The sequence below is a fragment of the Glutamicibacter nicotianae genome (assembly GCF_016907615.1).
Classification (GTDB): Bacteria; Actinomycetota; Actinomycetes; order Actinomycetales; family Micrococcaceae; genus Glutamicibacter; species Glutamicibacter nicotianae.
Genome location: NZ_JAFBCH010000001.1, coordinates 3,171,310 through 3,197,547, shown reverse-complemented (window position 1 = coordinate 3,197,547; position 26,238 = coordinate 3,171,310). Strand labels below are relative to the sequence as shown.

Sequence of the window (26,238 nt, the reverse complement as noted above, 5' to 3'; positions counted from 1 at the left end):
AGTTCCGATGCGATCTGTCGTAAAGAGCGCACGCATCATGAACAATCCAAGAATTTCGCAGGCCGATCTGAGATCGCTAGCTGCCGCCCTGTCCGGAACCCTCGTCACGGCCGCGGATCGCGACTACGACGACGCCCGATCGCTGTGGAACGCCATGATCGACCGCCGCCCCGAACTGATTGTCCGGGCCGGCGGGCTCTCCGACATCCCGCTCGCCCTCGACTTCGCGCGCAGCCACCACCTGCCGCTCGCCGTGCGCGGCGGAGGGCACAACGTGGCAGGGCACGGCACCGTTGACCGGGGGGATCGTCCTCGACCTGCGGGCCTGCAACGGCGTTCTTGTTGATCCGGAATTGCGGCAGGTGAGCACCGGGCCGGGAACCGTGCTGGGGGAGTTGGACACGGCCACGGCCGCCCATGGCCTGGCAGTTCCCGTTGGCGTTATTTCCGGGACGGGCGTCGCCGGGCTCTGCCTGGGAGGAGGCTTCGGGTGGCTGACCAGGGCCCATGGGCTGACTGTCGACAACCTGATCGCTGCACAGATGATCACGCCGGACGGAGAAACGGTGCGCGCCGATGCCCGCACGAACCCCGAACTGTTGTGGGGCCTGCGCGGCGGTGGCGGCAATTTCGGTGTGATGACCTCCTTTACCTTCAGCGCGCATGCCATGCCCCAGAGCGTGCTTGCCGGAAACCTGATCTACCGTGCACCGCATTGGTCCGGGGCATTGCACGCACTGCGGGAATGGTCATCGGAGCTGCCGGATGCGATGACGGTCATTGCGACCGTGCTGGTGCCACCGCTGGAATGGGAGCTGGGCACCGAGGCGATACTTGCGGTGGGCTTCGCCTGGGCGGATCCGGATCACGCGGCAGGCACGGCATGCGTGGAGCGATTCACCCAGCTTGCTCCACCGGATGTGCATGACGTCGCGGCGACATCATGGCCGCAATGGCAATCGTCCATGGACGATGTCTTTCCCAAGGGGGTGCGCGCCTATTGGAAGAACACCGGTATCGATTCCCTCGATGACGACACCATCGCACTGCTGGTGGAGAAGGCCACCGAGCTCACGTGGCCGGGCACGGCCTTTGATCTGCATGTCATGGGAGGGGCCATGGGACGGGTCGCCCAGGAGGCGACAGCGTTTCCCGACCGCTCCTCGGCCTTCTGGATCAACATCTATGGATTCTGGAAGGACCAGGTCCAGGACGCACACCATCGTGATTTCATCCGCGGATTCCATCGGGACATGAGCGCCGTGGCCCAAGGCGGCGAATACCTCAACTTCTCCAGCGTCGATGCCCCGGCAGCCAGCGGCTTCGACGCCCTGGCAGTGTATGGGGAGGAAAAATACGCTCGGCTGGCAGCGCTGAAGCGGCGCTATGATCCGCACAATGAGCTGCGGCTGAACCACAACATCAAGGTCACGGGTTGACCCCAGCCAGTGGCGCATCACGGGAAGCAGATTCGTGATGCCCCACTGCCCGGGCCCGGCCCGGCGCATTGACGGGCTGGTTGCCTGATGTGGCGGTTGGCGCTGTCAGGAACGTTCACTGGGAATCTCTAGGTAGTGGATCTCGGTGAACGTCGTAGCCTAGATAAAAAATGGGCTAACTAAACTGCCTTGGGGTCAGCTCTCATCACTTGAGTCATGGATTGCCATATTGAACACAAAGCCCCAATTAATGGATAAACTGCATCTCAAGATGTGTTGTTCTCTGAGTCTGGTTAGGGAAACATTTGTCAAACAATCAACTGTATGACCAGTAGATTAACGCATTCCGATGCGGTAATACCGCTTGAAGCTCCTCAAGACCACCGGTTCCAACTAGGAATCAATGGCTGATTTTGAAAAGAGAAACATGTTCAGCGTCAACACTAGAAGATCAAATTCCAGATTACTCGTGGCACTAGCCATCGCATGTACAGTCTCCGTGACCGCGGCATCTTCCAGCCTCGCAGACCCTGCCAAACCAAGCGCCACCGAAACTTCAGCTGCAGCAAGTGAAACCGTTCTGGCCGAAGCATTAGCTGCTGCCGGCCAGGAAAACGGTGAGCTCACCGAGCCAGTCCTGAACGACGGCATTCTGGAATTCAGCACCGATGGTGGCGACGTTGTCATCAAAGACAGCGGCACAGGTGAACAGCTGGTTGTGGAAGCGCCAAGTTTGATTCAGGCTTTCAGTTTGGGCCTGCCAACAGAAAGCAGCACTGAGGATGTAACTGTACTCGATGACGGCACCGCACTGTTCCCTGGAGACGACGTAGATCTTGCGGTTCAAACGCACGATGACGGTGCTATCCGAGCTCAGACCATCATCGACGATTCGTCGGCATCCCGAGAATTCCGCTACGACCTTGACTTGCCAGAAGGCGCATTCGCCGAGATTTCGGATGACGGCGGCGTAGATATTTTCGAAAAGCTTCCAGGTGAAAAAGAAACGATCCTCACCAGTCGTTTCGAGCCAGCATGGGCAGTCGATGCCAACGGCGAGGCTGTCAAGACTTGGTACAAATTCGAAGACGGCGCATTGGTACAGGTCGTAGACCACACCGATGAGAATGCCTACCCGGTCGTTGCTGACCCATTCTGGATCCCAGCGATCATCGTTGCAATCAGAGTGGGCACAATCATCATCAAGGTCGGTTCCAGAACCGTCAAGTATGCCAAGGCTCCAGCTTCCCGAGTTGTCAACGCACTCTCCTCGTTCAAGAGCCTCTCGTACCGGGCAGGCTCGCATAGTTTCAAGCTGGACAAAGCTGGAATGAAACACATCCTCCAACGCCATCACCCTAAGTACTGGAACGGTAGCAAAACGGATAAGCAAACCTTCTTCAATCCGAACATGTCCGTGAACGATGTGAAGAACCTCGCGCATGGTGCGCTTAAGCAGGGCCGCAGCAAACTTGCGAAGAACGGGATGAAGAGCACCCGTTGGGAAGGGACCTATAATGGGATCAAGTACAAAATAACTGTTGACAAGGGACGAGTTGTTCAGTTATATCCGCGTTAAGAGTCAGGATCCATGGATGGAAGATACGCTAAAAGCGGTGCACAGCGAAGCCTACATTCTGGTTCCGCACACCGTGGAGGACCTCGACGATTTCGTGGAGAACCCGGATAAATATCTGGTGAACATGTACGAGGCGCCAGAACGTGCTGCCGATATTTGGCGCAATCGGCTCAAGCGAAACCCCTACGGCGGAGAAGGATTGCTCCAGGTGGCCTACTATGGCATCGACCTGATTTCAGCGTCTCTCTGGGATAACCTTCCAAGCCTGTGGATGGATCTGGTCGAAGTCATCGATTCGTTCCTTCGAACGGGCGAGGGCGACGGACTATTTCCAGGTTCTCCAGTTCCGATTCGCCTGCAATCAAAAGGCCGCTCGACACTGTTCACCGTAAATGAGCAGACGAACGTGGTGGATCCGAAGGATTTCATCCCGGGCATGCTTGATGAAGCCCAGCGATATTTCGAATGGATTCAGGAGAACATCGGCACCGACGAGTCCGGTGACCTTGGAGCAATCAGCGAAGTTCGCGACTTGTTCGTTGAATGGTCTGCACGCCGCTAGACGCCGCGTGCGCTGGAAAGCTGCAAGCGGGGCACTCCGCTGGGGTTGGCAATTGGAGGGCTGGCCGGTGGCGCCAGGGGCACTGGGGAGCCTGTGCCGCGGGTTCCCGGCCCTTGGTTCCTTCAACCGTGGTACTGGATCGGTGCGTCGTGGCCGGCACCTGCCTCAGCGGTTGGCGATGTTTATCGCGCCCTTCAATGGGAAAACCCACCAGGCCTTGGCTCACGCCGGGCACTGGTGGGTTTCCGTACCGCCATCAAGAAGCTGGGTTATCCCAGCAGCTCGGGCAGCTCGTCCGGTTCCTGTCCCAACACGTTCTCGGCCAGGAATCCGGTGACTACCTGGTACCAGATTTTCGCGTGCTGCGGGGCGAGCACCCAGTGGTTCTCGTCAGGGAAGTACAGGAAACGGTGCGCGGTGGAGCCGTCGGCCTGTTGAGGCAGCCCCGAATCAGCCAGCAGCTCGTACCACAGGCGCAGGCCCTCGCCGATGGGCACCCGGTAGTCCTTGTCGCCGTGGATGACCAGCATCGGGGTGACGATGCTGCCCACAGAATGATGCGGCGAGTTCAGCTCGCGCATTTCCGGGCTCATCTCGCGGGTCCAGTAGAACGCTGCGTCGGTGGTCTTCCCGAAGCCTTCCAGTGCCCACAGGCTGGCGTGCGTGACGATGGCCTTGAAGCGGTCCGTATGCCCTGCCACCCAGTTGGCCATGTAGCCGCCGAAGGAGCCGCCCATCGCGGCGGTGCGGGTTTCATCGATATCCGCCCGCGCCTCGGCGGCATCGGTGATGGCCAGCAGATCCGTGTACGGTTCCTGGCCCCAGCGGCCCCAGCCGCGCTGGATGAACTCCTGCCCGTAGCCGGTGGACAGGGCGGGATCCGGCAGCAGCACCGCATAGCCCTGGGCTACCAGCAGCCATGGGCTCCAGCGCCAGCTCCAGGCGTTCCACGAGCCCAGCGGTCCGCCGTGGATCCACAGCAGCAGCGGCGCCTTGTTGGCAGCAGAAGCTGATTCAGGCAGTGCCAGCCAGGCGCGGACGCTCGATCCGTCGTCGGCCGTGGTGGACACCTCGGTGAGCGTGCCGGGCAAGGAAGGACGGGCAACCGGTGAGCGCAGCTCGGTCAAGGCAGCGAATTCGCCCGGCTCCAGGTCGCCGGTGTGCGCCAGGTCGATGGCTACCGGTTCGGCCGGGTGCAGATAGCTGGAGCGCAGCGCGTAGGCGGTACGGGAATCACTGCTGATCACCACATCGGTGAACGCGCCCTCGTCGGTAAGCCGGGTGACCTTGTCGTTGTACAGGCTCAAGTGGAAGACCGGGGCATGGCCGTGGTCATCCGCGGTCAGCAGCAGCGAGCGCCCATTGGGAACCCACTGCAAATCGCTGACCCAGCGATCCCAGCCGGCGGCGATCCGATGGGTGGCACCGTCGGCTAGGTCCATCAGCCACAGCTCGAAGACCGGGGCAGTATCGGCGGTGGAACGCTCCCAGCGTGCGTAGGCCAGCTGGGTGGAGTCCGGGCTGATCTTGCCCAGCGTGTATTCGTAGGTGTCGTCGGGGGCGAGGAGCATTTCGTGGGCGCCGGTGTGCAGGTCGATCCGCATCAAGCCCGGGGCCGAGGAGGCCCGGCCTTCGGGAACTTGCCATTCGGTGACCAGGAAGGCCCCGTTGGAAGCGACATCGTAGTAGGTATTCTCCAGATTCGCGCCGATGCCCGGAGTGAGATCGGTGAGCTGGGTGCCACTGGTGTCCTGCACGGCGGGCAGGGAACCGGTGTAGAAATGCGGGGTGGATGGTCCCAGGTCTTCGTCCCAGAAGCGAACCGGGTAGCCGGTGTGCAGGATCGCCGATATCTTCTTGTCCTTGCGGCCTGTGCGCAGCGCCGCTTCGGCCTCCAGATCCTTGGCACGGCTGAAGGCCGAGGTGCGCAGCACGATGGTCTGCGGGGACTGCTTGCAGATCCGCAAGGACTGCACCCCGGCTGGGTGGGAGATCACCGAACGGGCTTCGCCTCCGGCCACCGGAAGGATCCAGCCTTCGGCCTTGGCGTCTTCCTTGGATGAGCGCTTGGCGACGAAGAGCAGGTCGCCGTTGGCGGTGAACTGCGGTTGCGATTCGCCGTGCTCGCCGAAAGTCAGCCGGCGTGCCGGTTCCTGGCCTTTGGGATCCAGCGACCAGAGGGCGCTTTCGTATTTCGTCTCATCCTCGGACAGGGTGCTGAGGGTGGTGACGAGCTTCGTGCCGTCGGACGAGAGCGTCAGGCCGCTGAGGCGGCCCAGGCTGACAAAAGAATCTAAATTATGAAATGAATGCTTAGAGTGTTCCACTTCACATATCTTGCCACTGTTCGCGGCCGGGCACTACCGAAAATCGAAAATTACGCGGCATCGGAGCGAAGGGCCGGATCAACTTGTAACCAAAGCGTGATGCTGCAGCTATTGGAAAACCTGCAAGTCCATGGAGGATGGGTTCCATGGGGGAGCTCGCGATGTCAGCTGCATGACCGGATGATCGATCAAGGAGTTGGAAAAGATGAACCGTGCCAGAACCCGTCTAGGCGCGCTCCCGATGACGTGCGCGGCAGCGCTGATGCTGGCTGCCTGCCAGGGAGCCGAGCCGGAATCGGCCGAAAGCCAGAGCGCAGCACCCAGCGGAACGTCTCCATCGGCAAGCGCCAGCGCGCGGACCGCTTCCAGTCCCGAATCCAGCCCAACGCAAAGTACCGCAAGCGCGGATGCGCCAAGCTCGGCGGCGCCAGAGCTGAGCCAAGTGCATGAAGTGCACGGAATCCGCTTCTTTACCCCCGAGCAGTGGACTGCCACCGGGGACGACTGCGACGGCGAGTGCACCGAATGGGATGAATGGGAGATCAAGGACGCGCAAGGCAAGCACATGCTGACCCTGATCCCCACCACGGCAACCTCTCCGGATGGAGACATGGCGCTGTATGAACGGGAGCTGCTGGATCGCAAGGAACTTGAAAATCCCGGAGCGGACACCGGATTCCATCCCACCAGCCTGATTGCCGAGTTCTGGGAATCGACGGATCAGAAAGATGGGGAGAAGGATTCAGGATTCGACATTGCCCTGGTCGATGACGAAGAGCTCGGCAAGCGCGATGAGAACCCGGACCTGAACTTCTTCAGGATCGGCGAGCAGTCGCCGATGATGTGGGTTGAAGAGGATTATCTGGAAGACCATGGTGTTCCTGACGACCCGACCAAGCAGCAAGCGCAGCAGTTCCTGGGCACCGAGCAATACGCGTTGGTGCGCGACATCCTGCTCAGCGTGGAACCTGCCGTCGGCTAGCCCAGCTGCGGAACGCAGAAAACCGGCCCGGACGCAGCGCGATGCTGCATCCGGACCGGTTCTGCGATCCTGCTACGGCTGGTTGGCCGGCTGCTCGTTGCGCAGCCGTGCCTCGGCGATCTCGTTGATCCGTCCGCGGCACAGGTACCAGCCGCCGATGATCAGCGGGATGATGATCACCAGCGAGGCAATGGTCCAAGTGCCCACCGGATTGTCGAAGGCCATCATCACCAGCACCAGGGCAAGGAAGCCCAGGGTGACCCAGCCGGAAACCGGGGCGAATGGCATCCGGAAGCTCGGGCGATCCTGCTCTCCGCGCTTGGCCGATTTCACCAGCGCCATCTGGCACAGCACGATCATCGCCCAGGAGGCAATAATGCCGATGGCAGCGAAGTTCAGCACGATTTCGAAGGCCTTGGCCGGGACCACGGCGTTGAGCACCACGCCGAACACTGCCACCACGGCGGTGATCACGATGCCGCCGTAGGGCACCCCTGCCTTGTTCATGCGTCCGGCGAACTTCGGTGCCGACCCGTTCAACGACATGGAGCGCATGATGCGCCCGGTGGAGTAGAGCCCGGCGTTCAGCGAGGACAGCGCCGCGGTGAGCACCACCAGGTTCATCACCACGTCCATGCCCTGCACGCCGATGGATCCGAAGAAGGTCACGAACGGCGATTCCCCGGCGCTATAGGCCGAATAGGGCAGCAGCAGCGAGAGCAGCACCAGCGAGCCGACGTAGAACACGGCGATGCGGATGATCACGGTATTGATCGCCTTCGGCATGACCTTTTCCGGGTTTGCGGTTTCGCCTGCGGCGGTGCCGATCAGCTCGATGGATGCGTAGGAGAAGACCACGCCCTGCATCAGCACCAGCACCGGCAACAGGCCGTTGGGAAGCAGCCCCCCATTATCGGCCAGCAGCGAGAAGCCGACCTCATGCCCGTCCAGCGGCGTGCCGAAGATGACGAAGTAGCAGCCGACAACCAGGAAGGCCACCAGGGCCACGACCTTGATCAGCGCGAACCAGAATTCCATCTCGCCGAAGGCCTTGACGGAGATCAGGTTCATGGTGAGCACCACCCCCAGCGCCACCAGCGCCCAGAGCCACTGCGGCACCGAACTGATCCACCCCACGTATTTGCCGAAGAAGCCCATGTACAGGGCGACCGCGGTGATGTCCACGATGGCGGTCATCACCCAGTTCAGCCAGTACAGCCAGCCGGTGGCGAAGGCCGCCTTCTCGCCGTAGAACTCGCGGGCGTAGGACACGAATGAGCCGGTCGACGGGCGGTGCATGACCAGTTCGCCCAGCGCCCGCAGGATCAGGAAGGCAAAGAAGCCGCAGACCGCGTAGCTGATCACGATGCCCGGGCCTGCCGCCTCGAGGCGCCCTCCGGCGCCCATGAACAGGCCGGTGCCGATCGCTCCGCCAATGGCGATCATCTGCATCTGCCGGGAGGACAGGCCCTTGTGGTAATCGTTGTCGCCGGCAGTCAGCGCGGCATCGGGGACGTGCGCCGCGGTGGCGTGCGGGGTGGAATTATCCATAGGATTCCTTGGGTCTAGTCGGTGAGGTTGGCAAGCCGCTCGGGGGAGAGCAGCTCATTGAGGTCTTCGGCCGAAAGCAGTCCGCGTTCGAGCACCAGTTCGGCCACGCCGCGTCCGGTGTGCAGCGCTTCGAGTGCCACCGAGGTGGACGCGGCATAGCCCAGGCGCGGGTTCAGCGCGGTGACCAGCCCGATGGAGTTCTCCACTTCGCGGCGCAGCGACTGCTCGTCCACGGTGATCCCGTCGATGCACTTGCGTGCCAGCGTCAGGCAGCCGTTGGCCAGATGCTTGAGCGAGAGCCCGATGGAGTGCGCGATCACCGGCTCGAAGGCGTTCAGCTGCAGCTGCCCGCCCTCGGCGGCCATGGTCACGGTCAAATCGTGGCCCACTACCTGGTAGGCGATCTGGCTGACTACTTCCGGGATCACCGGGTTGACCTTGCCAGGCATGATCGAGGATCCGGACTGCACGGCCGGCAGCTGCAGGTCGTTCAGGCCAGCGCGGGGTCCGGAGGAAAGCAGGCGCAGGTCGTTGCAGATCTTGGAGATCTTCAGCGCCACTCGCTTGAGCACGCCCGAGAGGTGCACGAAGGCTCCCACATCGCTGGTGGCCTCGATCAGATCCGGGCTGGTAGTCAGCGGCAAGCCGGTCAGCTCGCGCAGGTGCCGGCAGGCGGCCTCGGCGTAGCCGGCCGGGGCGTTCAGCCCGGTGCCGATGGCTGTGGCGCCGAGGTTGATCTCGGTGACCAGCGACAGGGATTCCTCCAGCCGTGCCCGATCCTCGCCCAGGGTCACGGCCCAGCCGCGGAACTCCTGGCCCACGGTCATCGGCACGGCGTCCTGCAGCTGGGTGCGGCCCATCTTCACCACGGTGCGGAATTCTGCGGCCTTGGCGTTGCAGGAATCCTGCAGCACCTCGATGGCCGCCAGCAGCGGCTGGGTGGCGAAGTGGGTGGCGATGTTCACCGCGGTCGGGTAGGCGTCGTTGGTGGACTGCGACAGGTTCACATGGTCGTTCGGGTGCAGATGCTGGTACTCGCCCTTTGCATGGCCGAGGATTTCCAGCGCCAGGTTGGCGATGACCTCATTGGCGTTCATGTTGGTGCTGGTGCCGGCCCCGCCCTGGATCGGGTCGATGATGAACTGGTCGTGCAGCTCGCCGGCGGCGATGCGTTCGCAGGCCGTGTCGATGGCCGCGGCGCGCTGGGAGTCGAGCAGGCCGAGCTCGTGGTTGGCCCGGGCGGCGGCCTGCTTCACGCGCGCCAGTGCGCGGATCAGGTGCGGGTTGCCGGACAGCGCGGTGCCGGTGATGTCGAAGTTCTGCTTGGCGCGCAGGGTGTGCACGCCCCAGTAGGCTTCCGCCGGGATCTCGCGGTCGCCGATCAGGTCATGCTCGGTGCGGTACTCGCCGCTGAGCAAGGTTTCAGGCATGGTGGATTCTTCTCCAGTGTTCATTGAACGGGTGGGAACGGGAAACTTCACAGTGCGGCCAGCAGGCCTACGGGCTGTCCGCCGCCGAGGGCCGGGCTGGTGGCCAGCGGCTCAAGGGCCAGAGCTGCTTCGGAGCCAAGGTGCTCGGCGAGCAACTTGGCGGTGATCGGCATCCGGGCGCGGTCCGAGCCATCGGCGATCTTCACGGCCAGCGCGCTGCCATCGGGCAGTCCCACGGCCTGGATGCCTTCGAAGCCGTCTTTGGCCACGGCGCCGGGCAGCACGCGCATCAGCTCGGTGACGTCGCGGCCTTCGCCTGCCACCAGTTCCGGGTAGCTGGACATGGCCGCGGCCACGCGATGCTCGGCGGTGCCTTCGGCGGCGCTGGCCAGCTTGCCGAAGGCGCGGGCCAGCCCGGCCAGGCTCATCCGGTATACCGGGGTGCCGCAGCCGTCGGTGCTCACCCCGCTGATCTCTTCGCCGGCCAGCTCCTCGACGGTGGACTGCAGCAGATCCAGCAGGCGCGTCTCGTGCAGGTAGTCTGCGGTGTCCCAGCCCTTGAGCTGGCATAGGGCGGCCAGTGCCGCGTGCTTGCCCGAGCAGTTCTGCGCCAGCTGGGTGGCCTTGCCGCCGGCGGCCAGGTGGCGCTGGCGCTCGGCGGCGCCGTAGGGCAGGTCGGTGGAGTTGCGCAGCGCGTGCTCGTCCAGCCCGGCCGCTGCCAGCGTCGAGGCGGCAACCTGCTGGTGGCGTTCTGCTCCGGAGTGGCTGGCCGAGGCCAGTGCCAGCTGCTGGTCATCGAGCTGCAGCCCGGCGCGCAGCATGCCCACCGCGAACAGCGGCTTCAGCGCCGAGCGCGGGTAGAAGGCGGCCTGCGCATCGCCGCGGCTGGCGGCGACGGAACCGGAGGCATCCAGCAGCACCGCTGAGCCGTAGTGGATGGACTCGACGGCGTCACCGCGGGTGGCGATGACCAGCGGTTCGTGCTGGGGCAGTGCCTGATTGGCCAGCGATGCGCGCAGGGTCTGGGGATCGGCGGGGGTCACTTCTTGCTCCTGACTATGGTGGATACTGCGTGCTGCACCGCGTTGAGGTGCTTGGCCATGGCAGCGGTGGCCGCTTGCTCATCTTGTGCTGCGATGGCCTGGTAGATCTCCTGGTGCTCCGTGTTCGAGGGCGCGCGGCGGCCGGCGACCAGGTTCACGGTCTCGGACTGGCGGGCCATGGCCTCGCGGATGTCGGTGACCACCTTGGTGAACACCGAATTGCCGCTGGCTTGCGCGATTGCCGCATGGAAGGCGGCATCCAGCTCCACCCAGGCGGCCGGGTCATCTTCCTGCTCCATGGCCTCGATCAGGCCGCTGATCCGCTCCAGGTCCTCGGCGGTGCGCCGGGTGGCGGCGAAGCTGGCGGCCGGGATCTCGATGTGCGGGCGGGCCTCGTGCAGGTCGTCGGATGAAAAGCTGCCCAGCTTCAGCTCGCGGGTGGGCCGGTGGGAGACCACGAAGGTGCCGCGTCCGGTTTCGGTGCGCGTCAGCCCTAGGGCCGCGCAGGAGCGCAGCGCTTCGCGGATGACCGAACGGCTCACGCCGTAGTCGGCCGCGAGGGCTGCTTCGGATCCCAGTTTCGCGCCAATGGCGATTTCCCGGGCTTCAATGGCTAAGCGGAGTGCATGGAAGACGCCTTCGGCAGCGGATCGGCGTTCGATCGGCTGTTGTCCGGGTGTCCAGCTGTCTGACAGGTTCACGCCTGCCAGTGTGGCAGTGTGATCCACCCTACGTCAAGTCGCTCCATTCGTGATCGCGGACATTCTAGTCAGTACAGTGGCCTAGTGCGGGAACGCAGGAGTAGAACACCTGCGTCCCCGCACCTGGCTGAGCGTTGTCCTGCCTTCAGGACACGCTTGAGCATCCGCAGATCGGCGGTGTTCGCTCGGCGCATCATCGGGGTAGCGCTGGCGCCCGTCCTTCCTGGCGTTGAGCAAACCGGCTTCGATCAACAGCAACAGGTGTTGGGAGATGGCGGACCTGCTGACCGGGAAATGCCTGGCCAGCTCCGTCACCGTTCGTTCACCGGAGCCGAGCATCTGGATCAGGCGCTTGCGTGTCGGTTCAGCGGCGACTTCCAGCACATCGAGCATATGCAATGCGTTAGCCGTTGCTAACGCATTGCATAAGGTCTGCCGGGAAATTAACCGCAAAAGGCGCACGGGCAGATTGCCAGTGCGCCTTTCGCGAAGAAGGAAGCCTAGGGAATGGTGATGATCTGGCCTGCGTAGGCCAGGCCGCCGCCGAAGGCGAACAGCAGCGCCTTGGACCCCGAAGGCAGCGGCTTATCCGAAGCCATCAGCTTGGACAGTGCCAGCGGCACCGAGGCGGCCGAGGTGTTGCCTGAGTAGACCACGTCGGTGGCCACGCGTGCGTTCGGTGCGCCGATCTTCTCGGCCAGCGGCTCGATAATGCGCAGGTTGGCCTGGTGCAGGACGATGGCATCCAGCTCTTCCGGCTTCATGCCCGCACGCTCGATAATCTGCGAAGCGATCTTCGGCAGCTGGGTCACGGTCCAGCGGTAGACGCTCTGGCCGTTCTGCGCGAACTTCATGTCGTTCTCGGCCTCGATGCGCACGGCGTCGGACAGCGACGGGACTGAACCCCAGACGACTGGCGAAATGCCGTTGTCTTCCGACGCGGTGATCACGAAGGCGCCAGCGCCATCGGCGGTGAGCACGCAGGTGGTGCGGTCGGTGAAGTCGGTGTAGTCGGTGAGCATTTCGGAGCCAATAACCAGAGCGTTGGTGGCGGTGCCTGCCGCGATAGCACCTTGGGCGATGCCCACTGCATGGGCGAAGCCAGAGCAAGCCACGTTGACATCCATGGTGGCAGGGCCCTGCTCCATGTTCAGTGCATCGGCAACGCGGGCCGCCATATTCGGCGAGCGGTCGGTGGCGGTGCAAGTCGCGACAACAATCAAATCGATATCTGCTGCCTTGATGTCTGCCGAATTGCCGAAAGCCATCTCTGCGGCCTTGATGGCCATGGAGTCGACGGTTTCAACACCGGTGCCCCAGCGGCGTTCCTCGATGCCGACGCGGCGGGTAATCCACTCGTCGCTGGTTTCCACCAGCTTCTCCAGCTCGGTATTCGGGACGATGCGCTCTGGCTGGAAGTGGCCAAAGGCGACGACTTTGCTGCCGGTCATGGATATAGCTCCTCGGTGGATTCAAAACTTCTCTCTTCAAGGTTAGTCGTTTTGAATGCTACTCGCTGTTCATATGCGCCATAAAGCATGTAATACGGGGTTTTCCCTGTCTTAGATAGCCCATTTGTCCGGCATTCGGGGAACCTTGATTCTTCAGGACTTCATATGGTGTCGGCGCCCTGTTCACCTGCTGGCCAAACCTCCGGCGTTCAATGGGATGAAATGCGGCAGCCGCACGGGAGGGAATAGATGGAGCCTCTGACGATCATCCAATTGAGCGACACCCACCTGCACTCCGAAGGGCAGCTGCTTCACGGGACCATTGATTCGTGGCAGCGCACCGAGCAGGCGCTGGAAGCGGCCGCATGCCTGGAGCCGGATGCCATCGTGGTGACTGGCGATATCGCCGACCGCGGTTCGCCCGTCCATGAGCGGGCCGCCGAGCTGTTCAACCGGACGCAGCGTGTACTGGATTGCCCGGTCATCAGCGTACCGGGCAATCATGACCCGTTGGGAGCGGTGGGGGAGTTGTTCAACACCAGGCGCCTGTCCACCGGTCCCCGTCCAGCCGACACGGTGCACGAGGTCCACGGGCTTCGAATCATCGGACTGGATAGCGGGGGATTCCAACTGGCCCAGGGGAACCTTGAGCGCGAGCAGCTCGATTGGCTTTCCGCGCTCCTGGTGGCGCCAGCGCCGCTCGGATCCCTCCTGCTGTTGCACCATCCTCCGGTGGAGGCCACCAATGAGGCCCGTGCTGGACGCGGACTGCAGAACCCCATGGAGCTGGCGGCCATTACAGCCGGTAGCGATATCCGTGCGATCCTTTGCGGCCACTACCATCAGGCGTCCACCAGCCAGCTGGTGAACACACCGGTGTTCATGGCTCCTGCAGTGTCCTACAACATGAATCCATTCGCCCCGACCCAGATCGTTGCCGAGCCCGCGGCGGCATTCAACGTCATCAATGTCGGGGCAAAAACAGTGGACGCGTTCGCTGCGTCCAGCGACCAGTGCTCTGCGCTGAGCGAAAGCCCGGTCCTGCCCGCGCCAGTCAAGAGTTCGCAGACCAGCAACTGACTCGAAGAACAGAACTGAGCACCGGGCGCGTGTCGCTGCGGTGCAAGCCAGAAAGAAGAAGACGATGAGTGCACAGAAACTAGTACTGATCCGCCACGGACAGACCGAATGGAACAAGGCGGGACGACTGCATGGACGCAGCGACCTGCCGATGAACGACACGGGCATCCGCCAAGCCCAACAGCTCGCCTCCGAGCTGGCGCCTCAGGGACCGTGGGATGCGGTGTATTCCTCCCCGCTGTTCCGTGCCCGCCAAACCGCGCAGATCATTGCCAACAGCATGGGCATCCGCGCCCTGCACGAGAACCCGGAACTGATGGAGCAGGACTTCGGCAATCTAGAAGGCACCCTGGTTGCCGATGGTGCCGATGAGCAGCGCCAGTTGCTGGTGGGCACCGGCGAAACCGAAGAGCACCTGGTGGGCCGGGCAGTGAACGCGTTGTTCAAGATCTGCCATCAGCATCCGGGACAGAATGTCTTGGTCGTCAGCCACAGCGCCTTGATCTGCTCGGTGATTGCCGCGCTTACCGCAGAAAGCAACCCGCGGATGGCCAATGGAACCTACATCGAACTGGATCCGCTGCTGCTGATCAACCACGTATCGCGTGAGCCGCTCTGGCATTAGAAACAAAGCGCAAGGCACAGCATCGAAACATCAGGCGAGCAGCTCGAGAATTCTTGCTCGTGATCCACCGGCACAACGAAAAAGCCGGTGCGGCCTGATCCCAGCAGGACCTGGCCGCACCGGCTTGTTAGCAGGTGGCTACAGCGAGCGCAGGACCAATGCGGTGCCCTGGCCGCCGCCACCGCAGATGCCGATGGCACCCAGCGAACCGGCAGGCAGTTCATGCAGCTGACGGGCCAGGGTGCCTACGATTCGTGCACCGGACGCACCGATCGGGTGGCCCAGGGCGATGGCACCGCCATGCGGGTTCACGATGGAGGCATCCAGGCCCAGCGCCTTGGTGGACTGCACCGAGACGGCGGCGAAGGCCTCGTTGATTTCCACTGCCTTCAGGTCCTTCGCTTCAGCGCCTGCCTTCCGCAGGGCTGCGCTGATCGCGTTGGATGGCTGCTCGTGCAGGGTACGGTCCGGACCGGCAACAAAAGCATGGGAGACGATTTCCGCCAGCGGCTTCAGGCCCAGGCGCTCAATGGCCGCGTCGCTGGCCAGCACCACTGCCGCGGCGCCATCGGTGATCTGCGAGGAGTTGCCCGCGGTGATGGTGCCTTCCTTGGCGAAGGCCGGGCGCAGCTTGCCCAGGGACTCCACGGTGGTTTCTGCGCGGATGCCGTCATCTTCGCTGATGGTGGTGTCGCCGCGGCGGCTGGAAATGGTGAAAGGAGCAATCTCGCCGGCCGCGAACTCGCGGGAGGCCGCAGCGCGCTGGTGGGATGCGGCCGAAACCTCGTCCTGTGCCTCGCGGGTCATCGACAGCTTGGCGTTGTGCTCCTCGGTGGACGCGCCCATGGAACGCTTCTCGGCGGCATCGGTCAGGCCGTCGTATTCCAGGGTGTCGATCATTTCGATGGCACCGTACTTGGCACCGGCACGGGCGCGCTGCACGTGCGGAGCCAGCGACATCGATTCCTGGCCGATGGCCAGGACAACATCTGCTTCGCCGCTGTTGATCAAGCGGGCACCTGCCACTACTGCTTCTGCACCTGAAAGGCACACCGCATTCACCGCGATGGCCGGAACATCCAGCGGAACACCGGCGCCCACAGCAGCTTGGCGGGCCGGATTCTGGCCAGCGCCGCCCTGCAGCACCTGGCCGACGACGACCTGCTGCACCTCGCTGGGTGCTACTCCAGCGCCTTCCAGTGCCGCCTTCGCGGCGTGCGCGCCCAGCTCGGTGGCGGGAACCGCGGCGAAAACGCCATTGAACTTCACGAACGGGGTACGGGCGTAGCCCACAATCTTTGCGGTCATGCTTTCAGATCCTCCACAATATCCACGGCAAATTCCGCTGCCGTGATTTCCTTGATGCTTTCCACGCTTTCCCCCGGGGCTACTGCACGCAGGGTCAAGCTCGAGTCCTCTATATCAAACACTGCTCGATCGGTGATGATGCGGTTGACCACGCCGACTCCGGTCAGCGGCAGGTCGCATTTCTCCACGATCTTGGATGTTCCATCCTTGGCCACGTGATCGGTCAAGACGATCACGCGCGGGGTGCCGGCGACCAGATCCATGGCGCCGCCCATGCCCTTGACCAGCTTGCCCGGGATAGTCCAGTTGGCCAGATCGCCGTTGGCGGCCACCTGCAGGGCACCGAGGATCGCGGTTTGGACGTGGCCGCCGCGGATCATGCCAAAGGAGGTCGCCGAATCGAAGAAGCTGCCGCCGGGCAGTATCGTCACGGTCTGCTTGCCGGCATTGATCAAATCAGCGTCCTCTTCGCCTTCATAGGGGAAGGGACCCATGCCCAGCAGGCCGTTTTCGCTCTGCAGCTTGACCGATACGCCGTCCGGCAGGTTATTGGCCACCATCGTGGGGATTCCAATGCCCAGATTCACGTACTGGCCATCGGTCAGCTCGCTGGCGGCGATGGCCGCCATTTCATCTCGAGTCCACATGTTCATGCCTCCTTTCGGCTGCGCACGGTGCGCTGTTCAATGTCCTTGACGTCATCGGCCTGGACCAGCGTCTGCACGAAAATTCCCGGGGTTTCCACCAATGACGGGTCCAAATAGTCATCGAGGATCTCTTCGGCCTCGGCGAAGGTGTGCCGGCCCGACATGGCGGCCAGCGGGTTGAAGTTCTTCGAGGTCATCCGATAGCGCAGGTTGCCTTCCGCATCCGCCTGGTGCGCCTTGACCAGAGCGATGTCGGCGAAGATGCCGCGTTCCAGGATCGCCGGCTTGCCATTGAATTCCATGACTTCCTTGCCTTCGGCAATCGGCGTTCCCACGCCGGTTGGCGTGAAGAACGCGGGGATGCCGACACCGCCAGCACGCAGGCGCTCGGCCAAGGTGCCTTGCGGGCAGAATTCAACTTCCAGATCTCCATCAAGGAACTGCTGGGCGAACAATTTGTTCTCCCCGACGTAGGAGGCCAGGACCTTGGAAACCTGCTTGTTTTCCAACAGGACGCCCAGTCCCTTGCCGTCGACGCCCATGTTGTTTGAAACGATCGTCAGGTTGGTTGCCTTCGAGTCCCGCAACGCGGTGATCAGCCGGTTCGGGATGCCGGATAGGCCGAATCCGCCTACTGCGATGGTCATGCCATCCTTGACGACGGCAGCCAGGGCGGCGGCTGCGTCATCCTGAAACTTCGTTGTCATCGATTCCTCCATGTGTCCACTATGTGGAGCTCGGATCTGCTTAGTCCCTAAAGTACGTAGTCGCAGGTGAGCATGCAATAGACCCGGAGATTTGCCGGTGAATTGGTCGGATGGTGAGGAGAAGCGGGCACCCTGTCCATATCATGGACGCATATGACGGGAGCTAGACGATGTCGAACTCGTTGCCTTCGATATCGAGCATGCAGATGGCGAAATGGCCCATCTCGGGCATGTCGTGAACGGTCTGGACCTTTGCCCCCAAACTGACCAGGCGCTCTGCCTCGTCGGTGATGATCTGCCGGCGCTGCTCGAAGCGGACACCGCGGCCGCCGCTGACCAGCAAATCCAGATGCAGCCGGTTTTTGATGCTCTTGGCTTCCGGAACTTGCTGGAACCAAATCCGGGGCCCACCACCGTGCGGATCGACCAGCGACTCCGGAACGTCGCCGGCGCCGGGCGGCAATTCATCCTCGGGCACCCCCATCGACCGCCAGTAGGCGCGCCAGGTCGGATGCCCATCAGGAGCGGGCTCAGGAACGTAGCGCAGCGCCTCAGCCCAGAAATCAACCATTGCTTGCGGATCAGCGCAGTCGATGACGATCTGCCATGTATTTTCCATGTGCCAAATTATCCGCCGATCGGCCCCGCGGCAACAGGGGTGCGGCGACAAAGTATGAAGCCGAAATTTACCAGGCCCGAACCCCCATCGTCCATAATGTGGTCATGAGCAATTCCCCGGCTGGAACCCAGGTCGTTGGACGGCTGGCCGCCGTGCTGCGCGTCGTGAGCACTTCCATGCCCGAGGGCATCACCACGACGCAGGCCGCACGGAGCACCGGGCTGGCCCGCCCCACCGTGCACCGGCTGCTCAGTGCGCTGGCTACCGAAGGATTCTGCGACCACGATAACCGCACCGGCCGCTGGCTGCTGGGACCCGAGCTCTACCTCATGGGCGCGGTGGCCGCCGAACGCTACGACATCAGCGAACTGGCCCGCGAGCACGTGGCAGCGCTCGCCGAAGCCACCGGAGAAAGCGCGTTCCTCTCGGCCCGCCGCGGCGACGAAACCGTGTGCTTGCTGCGCCAGGACGGGGCCTTCCCGATCCGCTCCTTCGTCCTGTATGAAGGCCGGCGCTTTCCGCTTGGCGTCGCCTCGGCCGGCATCGCCATTCTTGCGTTCCTGCCCGAGCAGGGAATTGAACGCTACCTGCGCAACGCCGACCTGGAGCCGGAATACGGGCCGGCGCATTCGCGCGACGAGCTGCGCAAGAAGGTCGCCGAAACCCGCCAGCTGGGCTATTCGGTGAACCCCGGCCTGATCGTCGAAGGCAGCTGGGGGATGGGTGCCGCCGTATTCGACAACTCCGGACAGCCAGCCTGGGCGCTGAGCCTGACCGGCATCCACACCCGCTTTGAAGAAGGCCGCCGCCAGGAATTGGGCAACCTCTTGCTGCACCACGCCCATGAGCTGTCCACCAAGCTGTCCAGCCGGCCAGGCACGCTGCCACGCTAGTTCTTCCTTCCCCTATACAAAGCTCCCTGCGGTAGTCTTTCAGATCGGCGGGAACGGAATTTCCAAGGTTCCCTGCGACGCAGTACACGTGCAAGAAGGACAGAAAATTTGGGCATTATCCCGGCCGGCATCAACACCCCGCAGATCATCGTTGACGTAGCGAAGCTCCAGCAGAACATCGACCGGGTGGCCCATCGGGTGGCAAGCCAAGGGCTGAAACTGCGCCCGCATGCCAAGACCCATAAGATGCATGAGATCGCCGAACGCCAGTTGAATGCCGGTGCCGCCGGACTCACCGTGGCCACCGTGGGCGAAGCCCTCGCCTTCGCGTTGCACGGTGTCGCCAAGATCTTCATCGCCTACCCGCTGTGGGTCAATGAATCCCAGGCAGAGCGGATCATGGAGCTGATGCGGCGGGCCAAGCTGAGCATCGGTACCGATTCGGTCGAAGCCGTCCAGCAGATGGCCAAGATGCTGGGGGAGAAGGCCTCCAAGGTCAAGCTCATCATCGAGATCGACAGCGGCCATCACCGAAGCGGCACCAGCCCGCAAGGAGCAGTCGAGATTGCCGAGGCCGCCCGTGCTTTGGGAATGCGCGTGCACGGGATCTTCACCTTCCCCGGCCACAGCTACTCGCCGGATGGCATTGACGCGGCCTTGAACGATGAGCACAAGGCCTTGGCCGAGGCGGCTTTCCTGCTGCGCGAGGCAGGGCATAAGATCAAGCGGATCAGCGGCGGCTCCACCCCGACGGCGGAACTCAGCGACAATTCGGTGCTGACCGAAGTGCGTCCCGGGGTCTATGTCTTCGGCGATGCGCAGCAGTTCGAACTAGGGCGCGTGCGCTGGGAGGACATTTCGCTTTCTGTCGCATCCACCGTGATCAGCCGGCATGAAGGCGATGCGCAGATTCCCCGGCGCATCGTGCTGGACGCGGGCAGCAAGGTGCTGGGAGGCGACCGCCCGGCCTGGGCTACCGGCTACGGGCGCATCGCCGAATGCCCGGACGCCCGGATCAGTGCGCTGTCCGAGCACCATGCCACCGTGCTGTGGCCCGAAGACCAGCCGTTGCCGGCCCATGGCCAGCAGCTGCAGGTCATCCCCAACCACGTCTGCGTCGCGGTGAACCTGGTCGATACCGTGCTGGCCGTGCATGAGGACGGCACCAGCGAAGAATGGGATGTGGCGGCCCGCGGGCTGAATTTCTAGCTGCTCACGGTGTCGGCCGACGGCCACCAATCCAGCGCCGCGTCCAAGGAAATTTGCCGATTCGCGCCACTGGCCTCATCGATGAGTTCCTTCTCGCCGACAACCACCAGCAGGCTGCGTGCCCGGGAAAAGCCGACGTAGAGCTGCTCGGTAGCGCGCTGCATGTCCTTGAAGCCGTTGACGCAGAGGATCACCACGCTGCGTTCCAGCCCCTTGAAGCCGAGCACATGCCCATAGAATTCCTCTTCGTCCTGGTGGAAGGCTGGCCAGTACTCGCTGTCGATCGTGCCGTTCTCGAAGTGGTCCTGGTGAATGGGGTGGCGCCGGTTGGTGGTCAGCAGCGCGATCTGGTTGTTCGCCCACCCCTCGTCGAGCAAGGCGTCAACGCAATCGGAAGCGATGTCCACGGCGTCTTCCGTTGCGCAATTGACGTAGCGGACAGCATAGCCCTCGCCGCCGCGAAGCTTTGAGTGGTTGCCGATGATCTGCTTGAACGTATCGGCGATCCGGCGTGTATTGCGCAGGTTGTCGTCGACGTGGATCGCAACCAGCGGCATGCCATCTCCGGAGAACTGCCCATCCCAGCGCTGGTACACATCCTGGCGGTCATCCATGAAGGCGTAGACGTCGCCGTTTGCCGGATCCTTGGTGCAGGCCAGAAGCGCTTCCCACCAGCTGCCGGCGAAGTCCTGGGCTTCGTCGACAATCACCGCATCAAGCTTCTCTTCTTCGGGCAGGGTCCGGCTCAATGCGAGCAGATGCTGCGGCAATTCCACCTCGAAGTATTCTTGGCCGGTCCCATCGGGAACACCGAGCTTACGGGCGTACTCGTGGAATTCGCCAACGTGCACCGGCTTGTTCTGCCGCCAGGTTCCCACCTCGGACTGCAGGTAGAGCCCGAGGCCCTTGTTGTAGCAGAACAGGCCGACGCGCTTGTCCTCCTTGGCGAGTTCCTTGGCCTTCTTCAACGCCATCCAGGTCTTGCCGCTGCCGGCACCGCCAAGGAACTGAACACGCTTCAGGGAACGGGTGCAGGAGAGCAGGATGGACTGACGGGCGGTGAGCGTTTCCTGGATGTCCTCGTTGGACATGGCCTGGGCGTAATCGACCTCGGCCGGCGTTGCCCCCAGCGGACCGGTGTCCCCATTCAAATGCCTGATCATGCGTTCGGCGAACTCCGGAGCGAGCGTAGAGGAACCGGCACCGCGCTCATTGATGGCGTGGTGCACATGGGTGACGAGGCTTTCGACCTGGCCCCGGTCGATCACCAGATCGCGCGGAAGGCCCACCGATGAATAATCGGCTGGCCAATCGGTATAGGGGAAGCAGACGAGATCAGCGATGCGGCTGGTGAAGCGGCTGCCCATATGCTTGCCCAGCAGCTCGCGCAGCGCATGGGATGCGCTTTGCACCTGGGCCATGGGACTTTCCTTCAACGGATGCTTGTCCTTGGCCCCGGACTGGTACCAGGTGCCGTTCTCCACACTGACCAGACCGCCCTTGACCTCGATAACTGCCACGCCGACTCCGGGCAGGAGTACCAGAAGATCAATTTCGTGTTCCGCCCGCTGATGGCGCAACTGCACGGAATGGAAAAGCAATGCGTCATCCGGCAAATCGCGGCGCAGAATTTCCCACACCTTCTTTTCTGCGGCGGTCTTGTCGGTGAATTCAGGTTCCTGCGGGTAGCAGCGCACCATCATGGCCTCCTCATCTCCTATTGGCAGTCTATCCAGTGACGCAGGCAACATGCGCAAGATAATTCACCGCGCGCCGCCGCCCTGAAATCGCGCCAGGGGCTGCAACAAGGCATGATTGGAGATATGGAAAATAGTGCTGCGCCCGCATGGGTGGCGAATTACCAGCCCGGAGTCCCCGTCGAAATCGAGCTGCCAACCGAACCGCTCAGCCGCATGTTCGAGCGTTCGGTGAGCGACGCCGGTGACAGCCCGGCCACCGAGTTCTTCGGACGCCGCACCAGCTACGCGGATCTGGGGGACCAGGTGGCAAAGGCCGCCGAAGGCTTGCGCAGGCTCGGCGTGCGTGCCGGAGATCGCGTGGCACTGGTCCTGCCCAACTGCCCGCAGCATGTGGTCGCTTTCTACGCGATCCTGCGCCTTGGCGCCGTCGTGGTGGAGCACAACCCGCTGCACACCTCGCGCGAACTGCGCCACCAATTCGAAGACCACCAGGCGCGCATCGTGATTGCCTGGGACAAGGTCGTGGCCAACCTCCAGGAATTCCCCAAGGACGTGCAGCTCGACTCGATCGTCTCGGTCAACCTGCTCGAAGCCTTCCCTGCCATCAAGCGCCTGGCGCTGAACCTGCCGGTGAAGAAGCTGCGCGAAACCAAGGCATCGCTCACCGCCCGCACCTCGGGCACCGTGGCCTGGAAGGAGCTGCTCTCCGGGCCGGCACTGGATGAAAGCCATCCGCATCCGGATGTCAACGACCTGGCGGTCATCCAGTACACCTCGGGCACCACCGGGCACCCCAAGGGCGCCATGCTCACCCACTTCAATCTGTACTCCAACGCCCTGCAGGGCGAGGCCTGGATGCTCGGTGCCAAGGAACGCGAGGAAATCCTCTACGCGATCCTGCCGATGTTCCATGCCTTCGGCATGACCCTGTACCTGACCTTCGGCGTGAAGAAGCAGGGCCTGCTGGTGCTCTTCCCGAAATTCGACCCGGAGATGATCCTGGATGCTTGGAAGAAATCCCCGGCCACCGTGTACTGCGCGGTGCCGCCCATCTACGAACGCACCGCACTGGCCGCCAAGGAACGCGGGATGTCGCTGAAGAGCGCCAAGTACTGCATCTCCGGGGCAATGAATCTGCCGGACCACGTGGTGGAGCTATGGGAATCTATGTCCGGCGGCCTGCTGGTGGAAGGCTACGGAATGACCGAGTCCTCCCCGGTGGCACTGGGCAATCCCTTCCACCCGAGCCGGCGCACCGGCACCATCGGCGTGCCCTTCCCCTCGACGCTGATGAAGGTCGTCGATGTGGAGGACCCCTCCCGCGAAGTGGCCCAGGGCGAGCCGGGTGAATTGCTGGTCAAGGGCCCGCAGGTGTTCCAGGGCTACTGGAACAACCCGGAGGAGACTGCCAAGGCCAAGACCGAGGACGGCTGGCTGCGTTCGGGAGATGTGGTCACCGTGGACGAGGACGGCTTCGCCCAGGTGGTGGACCGCGCCAAGGAACTGATCATCACCGGTGGCTTCAATGTTTCACCGACCGAGGTGGAGATCGCGTTGCGCCAGCATGCCGATGTTGCCGATGCCGCAGTCTTCGGCAAGCCATTGGCCCGTGGCGGCGAAATGGTGGTTGCCGCGGTGCAGCTCGAAGAAGGCGCCGGGCTGAACGAGGACGCGTTGCGCGCCCACTGCCGCGAGCTGCTGGCCGCCTACAAGGTGCCCAAGCGCATCGTGCAGATCGACGAGATGCCGCGCTCGCTGCTGGGCAAGATCCTGCGCAAGCAGGTCAAGGATCAGATGTCGGACCTGGTCTAGGAACTCTGGGCCAACGGGTAGTCATGAGTGGCGGGAGCGCGGTGGAGTTTAGATTTTCAGATTAACCTCTGAGGTCATGCGCAGGAGAAGGCTTTAGTCCGCGCACGTGAAGTCGCAACGCGTTTGCGGCAAACCCTGCGGCCTCCGGGCTTCCGAAGGCGACATGGAAGTCGGGGTTCGTTTCGTACTGGTCCGCGAGACCTCGGATCATGTCGACGGACTTCGCCGTATCGCCTGCGTGGATAGGAGTTCCCGGAATCTCCTTGAACCACTCCATGTGAACGGCCGCGTGCTCCTGGGCTTTGGTGGAGTCCAGTTCATGCCCTTCCTGCTGGATCACGCGCCACCGGGCGAGTAGGGCGTCGGCTCGAGTTTTCCATTCCTTCTGCTGCTGGACCGATTTCCCGTGCCACCACTGATTCGATGCGTCGAATGCATCCCGACCCCAGCGCTCGACGACCTCCTCCTCGTACCGGTCGTTGAACCCCTCCAGCATGACATCCATGCGAGGTTCGCGGCCCTGGCGTCGCATGGACAGGGCGTGCTCCACCGCGTTGATGCGCCGATCCAGAGCGGCGCGTTCCCGAGCCAGAAAGTTCAAGTGCCCAGCGAGCGCTGCGATTTCCACCTCAGGTGTCCTGCGTGCATTCAACACGGCCGCGATGTCAGCCAGCGGCATGCCCGTGTCCCGCAGGAGCAGGATCCGTTGCAGTCGGGAGACCGCGTCGGCCCCGTAATAGCGATAGCGATTGGATCCGACGCGGTCTGGTTCGAGCAGCCCGATCTGGTGGTAGTGACGCAGCGTACGCCCGCTGATCCCCGCACGCTCTGCGAGCTCCTGCACGGTCCACTCCACGGGCTGCCTCCTATTGCTTGTAGTCGTTCTCAGTCTCCCTGATTGATGCGCAAGCCCAACTGAGGCGCGGCAACGCGCAGAACCTCGTCCGCAGGCGCAGCAATGCTCTGCGCTGCGGTGGATCCCGTGGCGTCGAGGTAGGCGCGAACTAACCGTGTGCCGGCTGCGTAGCCAGCACCAGTAGGTAGCCCAACTGGCTCTGCGCCGAGGAGACGTGCGCTCGCATCACCATGCACCCAGGCGGTGAAGTTCTGCATGCCTGTGATGTGCAGTCCGTTTGCGACCTTCGTAAGGACGCCGTCGTCATCGTGGGTGCTCTTGCTGACGAAGTGCGTGTAACCGCGGTCGCCGTACAACTCCGCAGCGAATACATCCGCAAGCCCTTCCGAGATCACCTGTTCGCCTACGGTGACCGTCATCGGATCCCATACGATTCCGCCCGGCGAGTACCGCACGTTGTGGTGCAGTTCATGTACGGAAATCGCTTCGAGACGTTCCAGGACCTGAGGCGTGGGCCAGACGGTGATGGTGATGTAGCCGCTGATTCCACCGAATGCGGACAGCCCCTGGATCTCGTCGACGAAGTGCTTGTTGGCGGGATCGCCTACCACGAGGAGCACCTGCAGGTCGGGCACCTCGATGCCCGGGTTAGCCGACTGCAAGGCCTCGGCTCCGGAATCAAGCGCCTTGGTGATGCGGTTCCACGCGTCTGCCTCGACGAGACGCTCGAGGGCCTCCTGGATCGGTTCGATTGCGCCCTCCCAGTCGAAGCCGAAGTTCTGGCGGTGCACGGTAGCCATGTCGACCCCTCCCGGGATGAAGTGGTACATACCAGCCAGGGGAGACCACATCTCACGGATCAGATCGGCGCGGTCATCGGGCGTCGCTGCGAGTACTCGGCGCATGCTCGACGCGCTCTCAATCACTGAAATAGTCATAATGAGAGACGGTAAACCTTGCCGTTACGACAAGGTCAAACCGGGGGTCGTAGTCACGGTTCCAGAGGTTGGTATGCACTGGAAAGCGGTGCACCTGCACTAACCCTTCACCGGGCTTTGGCTGGTCCAGAACAGCCCGGCGGACCGGGTACCCAGCCACGGAACAACCCTGTTTGCCTCCTCCTACGCCATCGACTTCGTCCAGATCGATGAGCAGGGACGATCCGCGCCAGTGACCGCCAGGACCTGGCTAGGTGCAGAGGAGCCAACGATTTTTTTCGGTTTCGGGGTGCCCATTCTGGCGCCGTGCGCCGGGACCGTGATCGCGGCGGACGACTCGATGCCCGACCATCGCGCCCGACGCGGGCTGGCATCAGTTGGCTATGCGCTGACCCAACGCCAGCGGCTTGCCCAAGGGGGCAGGCGCTTGCCGGGAACCACGTGATGATCCAAACCGGTGCAGCGGTAGTTGCGCTATGCCACCTGAAGCAGGGAAGCCTCGAAGTTCGCGTCGGAGACCACGTCGCGCTCGGGGATCTCATTGCCGCATGCGGTAACTCCGGCAATAGCACCGAACCGCATGTTCATGTGCAGGCTATCGACAGGCTGCCCGTGCACGCAGCCGAGGCGGTGCCGATGCTTTTCGACGGCCAGCTTCCGCGCAACGGCAAGATTCTGGAAATTCCTTGAACGGCCCAAGGGCCGTCAAGCTAAGTATGGATGCCTGCATACTTAGCACGGGAGTCTAATATGTGAAACACATTATCCAGTTCCAGAGA

The 26,238-nt window shown here is 62.9% G+C and carries 25 protein-coding genes; 11 read left to right on the top strand and 14 right to left on the bottom strand.

Annotated elements, in window-relative coordinates:
* Positions 1-7: 7 nt before the first annotated feature.
* The 4 genes from JOE62_RS16365 to JOE62_RS15265 all read left to right on the top strand — a co-directional run bounded on the left by JOE62_RS16365 (position 8) and on the right by JOE62_RS15265 (position 3,580).
* Positions 8-346: a hypothetical protein gene (locus tag JOE62_RS16365; protein WP_239543424.1), complete on the top strand. Its 339-nt coding sequence runs from the start codon at positions 8-10 to the stop codon at positions 344-346.
* Positions 294-1,439 (top strand): FAD-binding oxidoreductase, encoded by a 1,146-nt coding sequence (locus JOE62_RS15275; protein WP_239543422.1) that lies wholly within the window; start codon positions 294-296, stop codon positions 1,437-1,439. The genes JOE62_RS16365 and JOE62_RS15275 overlap by 53 nt, the downstream gene beginning before the upstream one ends.
* Positions 1,440-1,842: 403 nt before the next feature.
* Positions 1,843-3,018 carry a hypothetical protein gene (locus tag JOE62_RS15270; protein WP_204723021.1) on the top strand — a complete coding sequence of 392 codons (1,176 nt, stop codon included), beginning with the start codon at positions 1,843-1,845 and terminating at the stop codon, positions 3,016-3,018.
* Positions 3,019-3,034: 16 nt separating this feature from the next.
* The gene (locus JOE62_RS15265; RefSeq protein WP_204723020.1) at positions 3,035-3,580 is read left to right on the top strand and encodes a hypothetical protein; all 546 of its coding nucleotides are present in this window, start codon (positions 3,035-3,037) and stop codon (positions 3,578-3,580) included.
* Between the two features lie 269 nt (positions 3,581-3,849).
* Here JOE62_RS15265 and JOE62_RS15260 read toward each other — a convergent pair whose 3' ends face one another.
* Positions 3,850-5,907: an alpha/beta fold hydrolase gene (locus JOE62_RS15260; protein WP_204723019.1), complete on the bottom strand. Its 2,058-nt coding sequence runs from the start codon at positions 5,905-5,907 to the stop codon at positions 3,850-3,852.
* A 205-nt stretch (positions 5,908-6,112) separates the two neighbouring features.
* Between JOE62_RS15260 and JOE62_RS15255 the strand changes: the two genes are divergently transcribed.
* Entirely contained in the window at positions 6,113-6,889 is a 777-nt protein-coding gene (locus JOE62_RS15255) for a hypothetical protein (RefSeq protein WP_204723018.1), read from the top strand.
* 72 nt (positions 6,890-6,961) lie between these two features.
* Here the strand turns inward: JOE62_RS15255 and JOE62_RS15250 are convergent, their stop codons facing one another.
* From JOE62_RS15250 to JOE62_RS15225, 6 genes are all read right to left on the bottom strand, one after another.
* A complete protein-coding gene (locus JOE62_RS15250) occupies positions 6,962-8,440 on the bottom strand; it encodes an amino acid permease (protein WP_204723017.1) in 1,479 nt (492 codons plus the stop codon).
* A gap of 14 nt (positions 8,441-8,454) precedes the next feature.
* Positions 8,455-9,870, bottom strand: coding sequence for an aspartate ammonia-lyase (locus JOE62_RS15245; RefSeq protein WP_204723016.1), 1,416 nt, complete (start codon positions 9,868-9,870; stop codon positions 8,455-8,457).
* Between the two features lie 47 nt (positions 9,871-9,917).
* Positions 9,918-10,913 carry an asparaginase gene (locus JOE62_RS15240; RefSeq protein ID WP_338085806.1) on the bottom strand — a complete coding sequence of 332 codons (996 nt, stop codon included), beginning with the start codon at positions 10,911-10,913 and terminating at the stop codon, positions 9,918-9,920.
* The gene (locus JOE62_RS15235; RefSeq protein WP_204723015.1) at positions 10,910-11,614 is read right to left on the bottom strand and encodes an FCD domain-containing protein; all 705 of its coding nucleotides are present in this window, start codon (positions 11,612-11,614) and stop codon (positions 10,910-10,912) included. Before JOE62_RS15235 ends, JOE62_RS15240 begins: the two co-directional genes overlap by 4 nt.
* 81 nt (positions 11,615-11,695) lie before the next feature.
* Entirely contained in the window at positions 11,696-12,007 is a 312-nt protein-coding gene (locus tag JOE62_RS15230) for a metalloregulator ArsR/SmtB family transcription factor (protein ID WP_204723014.1), read from the bottom strand.
* Positions 12,008-12,114: 107 nt separating this feature from the next.
* A complete protein-coding gene (locus tag JOE62_RS15225; RefSeq protein ID WP_204723013.1) occupies positions 12,115-13,065 on the bottom strand; it encodes a beta-ketoacyl-ACP synthase III in 951 nt (316 codons plus the stop codon).
* A 249-nt stretch (positions 13,066-13,314) separates the two neighbouring features.
* Between JOE62_RS15225 and JOE62_RS15220 the strand changes: the two genes are divergently transcribed.
* Positions 13,315-14,145, top strand: a complete 831-nt coding sequence (locus tag JOE62_RS15220) for a metallophosphoesterase family protein (RefSeq protein WP_204723012.1) — start codon at positions 13,315-13,317, stop codon at positions 14,143-14,145.
* 64 nt (positions 14,146-14,209) lie between these two features.
* Positions 14,210-14,770: a histidine phosphatase family protein gene (locus JOE62_RS15215; protein WP_204723011.1), complete on the top strand. Its 561-nt coding sequence runs from the start codon at positions 14,210-14,212 to the stop codon at positions 14,768-14,770.
* A 138-nt stretch (positions 14,771-14,908) separates the two neighbouring features.
* On the opposite strand, the gene JOE62_RS15210 is transcribed toward JOE62_RS15215, so the two are convergent.
* The 4 genes from JOE62_RS15210 to JOE62_RS15195 form a co-directional block, all read right to left on the bottom strand.
* Positions 14,909-16,078: an acetyl-CoA C-acyltransferase gene (locus JOE62_RS15210; RefSeq protein ID WP_204723010.1), complete on the bottom strand. Its 1,170-nt coding sequence runs from the start codon at positions 16,076-16,078 to the stop codon at positions 14,909-14,911.
* Entirely contained in the window at positions 16,075-16,725 is a 651-nt protein-coding gene (locus tag JOE62_RS15205; protein WP_066141785.1) for a CoA transferase subunit B, read from the bottom strand. The genes JOE62_RS15210 and JOE62_RS15205 overlap by 4 nt, the downstream gene beginning before the upstream one ends.
* 2 nt (positions 16,726-16,727) lie before the next feature.
* On the bottom strand, positions 16,728-17,432 hold the full coding sequence (locus JOE62_RS15200) for a CoA transferase subunit A (RefSeq protein ID WP_204723009.1): 705 nt from the start codon (positions 17,430-17,432) through the stop codon (positions 16,728-16,730).
* Positions 17,433-17,595: 163 nt separating this feature from the next.
* On the bottom strand, positions 17,596-18,051 hold the full coding sequence (locus tag JOE62_RS15195) for a VOC family protein (protein WP_204723008.1): 456 nt from the start codon (positions 18,049-18,051) through the stop codon (positions 17,596-17,598).
* Between the two features lie 104 nt (positions 18,052-18,155).
* Here JOE62_RS15195 and JOE62_RS15190 point away from each other — a divergent pair, with 104 nt between their 5' ends.
* Together JOE62_RS15190 and JOE62_RS15185 are read left to right on the top strand one after the other, a co-directional pair.
* Positions 18,156-18,944: an IclR family transcriptional regulator gene (locus JOE62_RS15190; RefSeq protein WP_204723007.1), complete on the top strand. Its 789-nt coding sequence runs from the start codon at positions 18,156-18,158 to the stop codon at positions 18,942-18,944.
* A 108-nt stretch (positions 18,945-19,052) separates the two neighbouring features.
* Entirely contained in the window at positions 19,053-20,153 is a 1,101-nt protein-coding gene (locus JOE62_RS15185; protein WP_204723006.1) for an alanine racemase, read from the top strand.
* Here the strand turns inward: JOE62_RS15185 and JOE62_RS15180 are convergent.
* Positions 20,150-21,856: a nuclease-related domain-containing DEAD/DEAH box helicase gene (locus tag JOE62_RS15180; protein WP_239543420.1), complete on the bottom strand. Its 1,707-nt coding sequence runs from the start codon at positions 21,854-21,856 to the stop codon at positions 20,150-20,152. The genes JOE62_RS15185 and JOE62_RS15180 overlap by 4 nt on opposite strands.
* Before the next feature lie 120 nt (positions 21,857-21,976).
* Here JOE62_RS15180 and JOE62_RS15175 point away from each other — a divergent pair, with 120 nt between their 5' ends.
* The gene (locus JOE62_RS15175; protein ID WP_204723004.1) at positions 21,977-23,665 is read left to right on the top strand and encodes a long-chain-fatty-acid--CoA ligase; all 1,689 of its coding nucleotides are present in this window, start codon (positions 21,977-21,979) and stop codon (positions 23,663-23,665) included.
* A 61-nt stretch (positions 23,666-23,726) separates the two neighbouring features.
* Here JOE62_RS15175 and JOE62_RS15170 read toward each other — a convergent pair whose 3' ends face one another.
* Both JOE62_RS15170 and JOE62_RS15165 read right to left on the bottom strand, forming a co-directional pair.
* The gene (locus JOE62_RS15170; RefSeq protein ID WP_204723003.1) at positions 23,727-24,521 is read right to left on the bottom strand and encodes a MerR family transcriptional regulator; all 795 of its coding nucleotides are present in this window, start codon (positions 24,519-24,521) and stop codon (positions 23,727-23,729) included.
* A gap of 29 nt (positions 24,522-24,550) precedes the next feature.
* Positions 24,551-25,447, bottom strand: coding sequence for a DUF2268 domain-containing putative Zn-dependent protease (locus tag JOE62_RS15165; protein ID WP_338085805.1), 897 nt, complete (start codon positions 25,445-25,447; stop codon positions 24,551-24,553).
* A 456-nt stretch (positions 25,448-25,903) separates the two neighbouring features.
* Here JOE62_RS15165 and JOE62_RS16675 point away from each other — a divergent pair, with 456 nt between their 5' ends.
* Positions 25,904-26,149 carry a M23 family metallopeptidase gene (locus JOE62_RS16675; RefSeq protein WP_338085804.1) on the top strand — a complete coding sequence of 82 codons (246 nt, stop codon included), beginning with the start codon at positions 25,904-25,906 and terminating at the stop codon, positions 26,147-26,149.
* The last annotated feature ends 89 nt before the right edge of the window (positions 26,150-26,238 follow it).

What these genes read in the sequence shown, in the direction of transcription:
- JOE62_RS15195 (WP_204723008.1), bottom strand. Translation starts at nt 18,051, where the DNA reads ATGGAAAATACATGGCAGATCGTCATCGACTGCGCTGATCCGCAAGCA.
- JOE62_RS15220 (WP_204723012.1), top strand. Translation starts at nt 13,315, where the DNA reads ATGGAGCCTCTGACGATCATCCAATTGAGCGACACCCACCTGCACTCC.
- JOE62_RS16675 (WP_338085804.1), top strand. Translation starts at nt 25,904, where the DNA reads ATGATCCAAACCGGTGCAGCGGTAGTTGCGCTATGCCACCTGAAGCAG.
- JOE62_RS15210 (WP_204723010.1), bottom strand. Translation starts at nt 16,078, where the DNA reads ATGACCGCAAAGATTGTGGGCTACGCCCGTACCCCGTTCGTGAAGTTC.
- JOE62_RS15215 (WP_204723011.1), top strand. Translation starts at nt 14,210, where the DNA reads ATGAGTGCACAGAAACTAGTACTGATCCGCCACGGACAGACCGAATGG.
- JOE62_RS16365 (WP_239543424.1), top strand. Translation starts at nt 8, where the DNA reads ATGCGATCTGTCGTAAAGAGCGCACGCATCATGAACAATCCAAGAATT.
- JOE62_RS15180 (WP_239543420.1), bottom strand. Translation starts at nt 21,856, where the DNA reads ATGATGGTGCGCTGCTACCCGCAGGAACCTGAATTCACCGACAAGACC.
- JOE62_RS15225 (WP_204723013.1), bottom strand. Translation starts at nt 13,065, where the DNA reads ATGACCGGCAGCAAAGTCGTCGCCTTTGGCCACTTCCAGCCAGAGCGC.
- JOE62_RS15200 (WP_204723009.1), bottom strand. Translation starts at nt 17,432, where the DNA reads ATGACAACGAAGTTTCAGGATGACGCAGCCGCCGCCCTGGCTGCCGTC.
- JOE62_RS15175 (WP_204723004.1), top strand. Translation starts at nt 21,977, where the DNA reads ATGGAAAATAGTGCTGCGCCCGCATGGGTGGCGAATTACCAGCCCGGA.
- JOE62_RS15190 (WP_204723007.1), top strand. Translation starts at nt 18,156, where the DNA reads ATGAGCAATTCCCCGGCTGGAACCCAGGTCGTTGGACGGCTGGCCGCC.
- JOE62_RS15270 (WP_204723021.1), top strand. Translation starts at nt 1,843, where the DNA reads ATGGCTGATTTTGAAAAGAGAAACATGTTCAGCGTCAACACTAGAAGA.
- JOE62_RS15205 (WP_066141785.1), bottom strand. Translation starts at nt 16,725, where the DNA reads ATGTGGACTCGAGATGAAATGGCGGCCATCGCCGCCAGCGAGCTGACC.
- JOE62_RS15255 (WP_204723018.1), top strand. Translation starts at nt 6,113, where the DNA reads ATGAACCGTGCCAGAACCCGTCTAGGCGCGCTCCCGATGACGTGCGCG.
- JOE62_RS15245 (WP_204723016.1), bottom strand. Translation starts at nt 9,870, where the DNA reads ATGCCTGAAACCTTGCTCAGCGGCGAGTACCGCACCGAGCATGACCTG.
- JOE62_RS15265 (WP_204723020.1), top strand. Translation starts at nt 3,035, where the DNA reads ATGGAAGATACGCTAAAAGCGGTGCACAGCGAAGCCTACATTCTGGTT.
- JOE62_RS15230 (WP_204723014.1), bottom strand. Translation starts at nt 12,007, where the DNA reads ATGCTCGATGTGCTGGAAGTCGCCGCTGAACCGACACGCAAGCGCCTG.
- JOE62_RS15250 (WP_204723017.1), bottom strand. Translation starts at nt 8,440, where the DNA reads ATGGATAATTCCACCCCGCACGCCACCGCGGCGCACGTCCCCGATGCC.